Origin of the sequence: Xanthomonas sp. SHU 308 (assembly GCF_000364645.1) — a bacterium.
GTDB lineage: Bacteria > Pseudomonadota > Gammaproteobacteria > Xanthomonadales > Xanthomonadaceae > Xanthomonas_A > Xanthomonas_A sontii.
In genome coordinates, this window is the sequence record NZ_AQOK01000481.1 from 1 (window position 1) to 4,162 (window position 4,162).

Annotated in this window: 2 protein-coding genes; both read left to right on the top strand. The window is 69.5% G+C overall.

From position 1 onward, the window contains the following. Positions 1-1,737, top strand: a 1,737-nt coding sequence (bcsA, locus tag D588_RS0114750; protein ID WP_017916530.1) for a UDP-forming cellulose synthase catalytic subunit, incomplete at its 5' end; no start/stop codon positions are given. Between the two features lie 59 nt (positions 1,738-1,796). Next, the gene (gene bcsB, locus D588_RS0114755; protein WP_017916531.1) at positions 1,797-4,085 is read left to right on the top strand and encodes a cellulose biosynthesis cyclic di-GMP-binding regulatory protein BcsB; all 2,289 of its coding nucleotides are present in this window, start codon (positions 1,797-1,799) and stop codon (positions 4,083-4,085) included. Positions 4,086-4,162 lie beyond the last annotated feature (77 nt).

Below are 4,162 nucleotides of genomic sequence, written 5' to 3' on the forward strand. Positions count from 1 at the left end.
CCCAGCGTCGACCTGTTCATTCCCACCTACAACGAACCGCTGTCGGTGGTGCGCTCGACCATCCTCGCCGCCAGCGTGATGGACTGGCCGGCCGACAAACTCAACATCTACCTGCTCGACGACGGCCGCCGCGAGGAGTTCCGCGCGTTCTGCGCGCAGGTCGGCATCCACTACGTCACCCGCACCAACAACCTCCACGCCAAGGCCGGCAACATCAACGCGGCGCTGAAGAAGTCCAGCGGCGAGTACGTGGCGATCTTCGACTGCGACCACATCCCCACGCGCTCGTTCCTGCAGGTGGCGATGGGCTGGTTCCTGCGCGACGCCAAGCTGGCGGTGGTGCAGATGCCGCACTACTTCTTTTCCGCCGATCCGTTCGAACGCAATCTCGGCAACCACGGCAAGGTGCCCAACGAGGGCGAGCTGTTCTACGGCCTGCTGCAGGACGGCAACGACCAGTGGGACGCCACCTTCTTCTGCGGCTCGTGCACGGTGATCAAGCGCAAGCCGCTGGAGGAAGTGGGCGGGGTGGCGGTGGAGACCGTCACCGAGGACGCGCACACCGCGCTCAAGCTGCACCGCCGCGGCTACCGCAGCGCCTACATCGCGGTGCCGCAGGCCGCCGGCCTGGCCACCGAAAGCCTGTCCGGCCACGTCGCCCAGCGCATCCGCTGGGCGCGCGGCATGGCGCAGATCGCGCGGTTGGACAACCCGCTGCTGGGCAAGGGCCTGCGCCTGTCGCAGCGCCTGTGTTATGCCAACGCGATGCTGCACTTCTTCTACGGGCTGCCGCGCATCGTCTACCTGACCGCGCCGCTGGCCTTCCTGTTCTTCGGCGCGCACGTGATCCATGCCTCGGCGCTGATGATCCTCGCCTATGCGCTGCCGCACATCCTGCAGGCCAACCTGACCAACCTGCGTACCCAGGGCAAGTTCCGCCACCTGCTGTGGAACGAGGTCTACGAGACCACCCTGGCCTGGTACATCCTGCGCCCGACGCTGGTGGCGCTGTTCAATCCCAAGCTCGGCAAGTTCAACGTCACCCCCAAGGGTGGCCTGGTGCCGCGCAGCTACTTCGACGGGCAGATCGCCAAGCCCTACCTGTTCCTGCTGGTGCTGAACCTGGCCGGCCTGGCTGCGGGCGTGATGCGCCTGCTCAGCGTGCAGCCCGGCGGCGAGGCGCAGACGATCTGGTTCAACCTCGCGTGGACCGCGTACAACGTGCTGTTGCTCGGCGCTACCATCGCCACCGCCAGCGAGATGCGCCAGGTGCGCCGCTCGCACCGCGTGCCGCTGGATATCCCGGCCACTCTGCACCTGGCCGATGGCCGTGAACTGGCCTGCCGCACGGTCAACTTCTCTACCGGCGGCATGGCGCTGCGCCTGCTCGAGCCGGTGCCGGTGGAGCCGGACCTGCCGGTGGAGATCGCGCTGCCGCAGCGCGGCAGCTCCAAGCGCCTGCCGGCGATGGTGCGCCACGACCGCGACGGCGAGATCAGCATCCAGTTCCGGCCGATGTCGATCGAGCAGGAGCGCTGGCTGGTGGCCTGCACCTTCGCCCGTGCCGACATCTGGGTGTCGCAGTGGGGCCGTCACGACCGCGACCGCTTCTGGATGTCGCTGGGCCGTGTGTTCGCGGCCAGCATGCGCGGCTTCAGGCGCCTCGGCCAGCACGTCGCCAGCAGTGCGCGCAGCGGCTGGCGCGGCCGCACCGCCGGCGAGGAGGCTGCACCGTGATCCGCCGTCCCGCTGTGCTGCGTTGCTTCCTTTCTTTCCCTTCTTTCCGGTCGCCGTCGATGCGTCTACCCGCCCTGGCTGCATGCTGTCTCACGGTCCTGTCCGGCCTCGCCCTGGCCCAGGAGCCGACCCTTCCCGCCACCGCGCAGGCGCCGGCCGCTGCCGCGACCGCCACGCCGCTGCCGTCTCCGGCCGAACGCGAGCGCTCGGCCACGCTCAAGCAACTGGGTGTGGACTACGAGATGACCCTGCGCGGCATCCAGGGCAGCGCCGGTATCGCCTTCAGCACCCGCACCGACGAAGTGGTGCAGGCGGCGAACCTGCATCTGGTCTACAGCTACTCGCCGGCGCTGCTGCCGGACCTGTCGCACCTGAAGGTCAGCGTCAACGGCGTCACCGTGGCGACCCTGCCGGTCAGCCGCGAGAACGCCGGCAAGCTGCAGCAGAGCGACGTGCCGATCGATCCGCGCCTGATCAGCGACTACAACCGGCTCAACCTGCAACTGATCGGCCACTACACCCGCGATTGCGAGGATCCGGACCACACCAGTCTGTGGGCCAACATCGATCCGTCCACGCGGCTGTCGCTGACCGCCACCCCGCTGGTGCTGCGCAACGACCTGGCGCTGCTGCCGGTGCCGTTCTACGACAAGCGCGATACGCGCCGCCTGGAACTGCCGTTCGTGTTCCCGCAGCGCCCGGACCTGGCCACGCTGCGCAGCGCCGGCATCGTCGCCTCCTGGTTCGGCGCGCAGGCCGGCTACCGCGGCGCGTCGTTCGGCGTGGCCATCGGCGACGTGCCGGCCACCGGCAACGCGGTGCTGTTCGCCACCGCCGCGACGCTGCCGGCGGAGCTGGCCGCGACCCAGGCCGGCCTGACCGAGATCGCCGGCCCGACCCTGGCGATGATCACCAATCCGCGCGATGCCACCGGCAAGCTGCTGCTGGTGCTGGGCCGCAACGACAACGACCTGCAGCAGGCCGCCACCGCGCTGAGCCTGGGCACGCCGTTCAACGGCCCGGTGGCGCGCATCGGCGAACTCAAGCCGGCGCAGCCGCGCAAGCCCTACGACGCGCCCAACTGGATCTCCGGCGACAAGCCGGTGCGCTTCGGCGATCTGGTCGCGCAGACCTCGCAGTTGAACGTCAGCGGCTACCACCCCGACCTGATCCGGGTCGGCCTGCAGCTGCCGCCGGATCTGTTCGTGTGGCAGCGCGACGGCATCCCGGTCAACCTGCGTTATCGCTACACGGTGCCGGAGACGCAGAACAAGTCGGCGCTCAACGTCAGCATCAACGATGCCTTCGTCACCACGCTGCCGCTCAACGGCCATGCCTATGCCGAGTCGCTGCCGCTGCGCTGGTGGCGCGAACTCTCGCCCAAGGGGGCGATGCCGGTGGAGCAGAAACTGCTGCTGCCGACCGGGCCGTTCTCGGCCAACAGCCAGCTGCGTTTCCACTTCTTCTTCGACCGCCCGCAGGCGGAGGCGTGCAAGAACACCTTCCCCGACGTGTCCGGCGCGATCGATGCCGATTCCAGCGTGGACCTGCGCTCGTTCCATCACTACATGGCGATGCCGAACCTGGCCGCGTTCGGCAATGCCGGCTTCCCGTTCACGCGCCTGGCCGACCTGTCCGAGTCCACCGTGGTGGTGCCGGACGAGATCGGCGACCAGGACATGGCCAACCTGCTGACCCTGCTCGGCCGGCTCGGCGCGTCCACCGGCTACCCGGCGCTGCGGGTGACACTGATCCATGCCGCCGAGGTGGACAAGCACGCCGACAGCGACCTGCTGGTGTTCGGCAGCCTGCGCTCGCAACCGCTGTTCCAGCGCTGGAGCGCGGCGCTGCCGATCGGCGACGGCGCCAGCGGGCGGCGCTTTGCGATGAGCGACTGGGTGCTGGACAAGCTGCCCGGCTTCCTGTCGTTCGATGCGCGCCGCACCGACCTGCCGACCACCGCCGAGGTGGCGGTGAAGCCGGCACCCGGCGACGTGGTGCTGATGGGCTTCCAGTCGCCGCTGAAGGCCGGGCGCAGCGTGGTCGCGCTGCTGGCCGATGACCCGGCCAGCGTCGAGGACTTCTTCGACGCCTGGCTGGAGCCGGCCACGCTGAAGGACTTCCAGGGCAGCGTGGTGCTGCTGCAGAAGGGCAAGGTGCGCAGCCTGGCCGGCAACCAGACCTACTATGTCGGTCACTTGCCGCTGCCGACCTGGGCGCGCTGGTACTTCTCGCAGCACCCGCTGTTGCTGGGCCTGGCGGTGGTGCTGCTGAGCGTGTTGCTGGCGCTGGCCGCGCGCGTGGTGCTGCGCCGGCATTCGGCGGCGCGGCTGCAGGCAGGGCAGTGAACGGACACACCGGCCAACGCCGACGCCTGCTCGGCGGCCTGCTCGCCGCCGGTGCGGCGACGCTGCTGCCGCCGGCG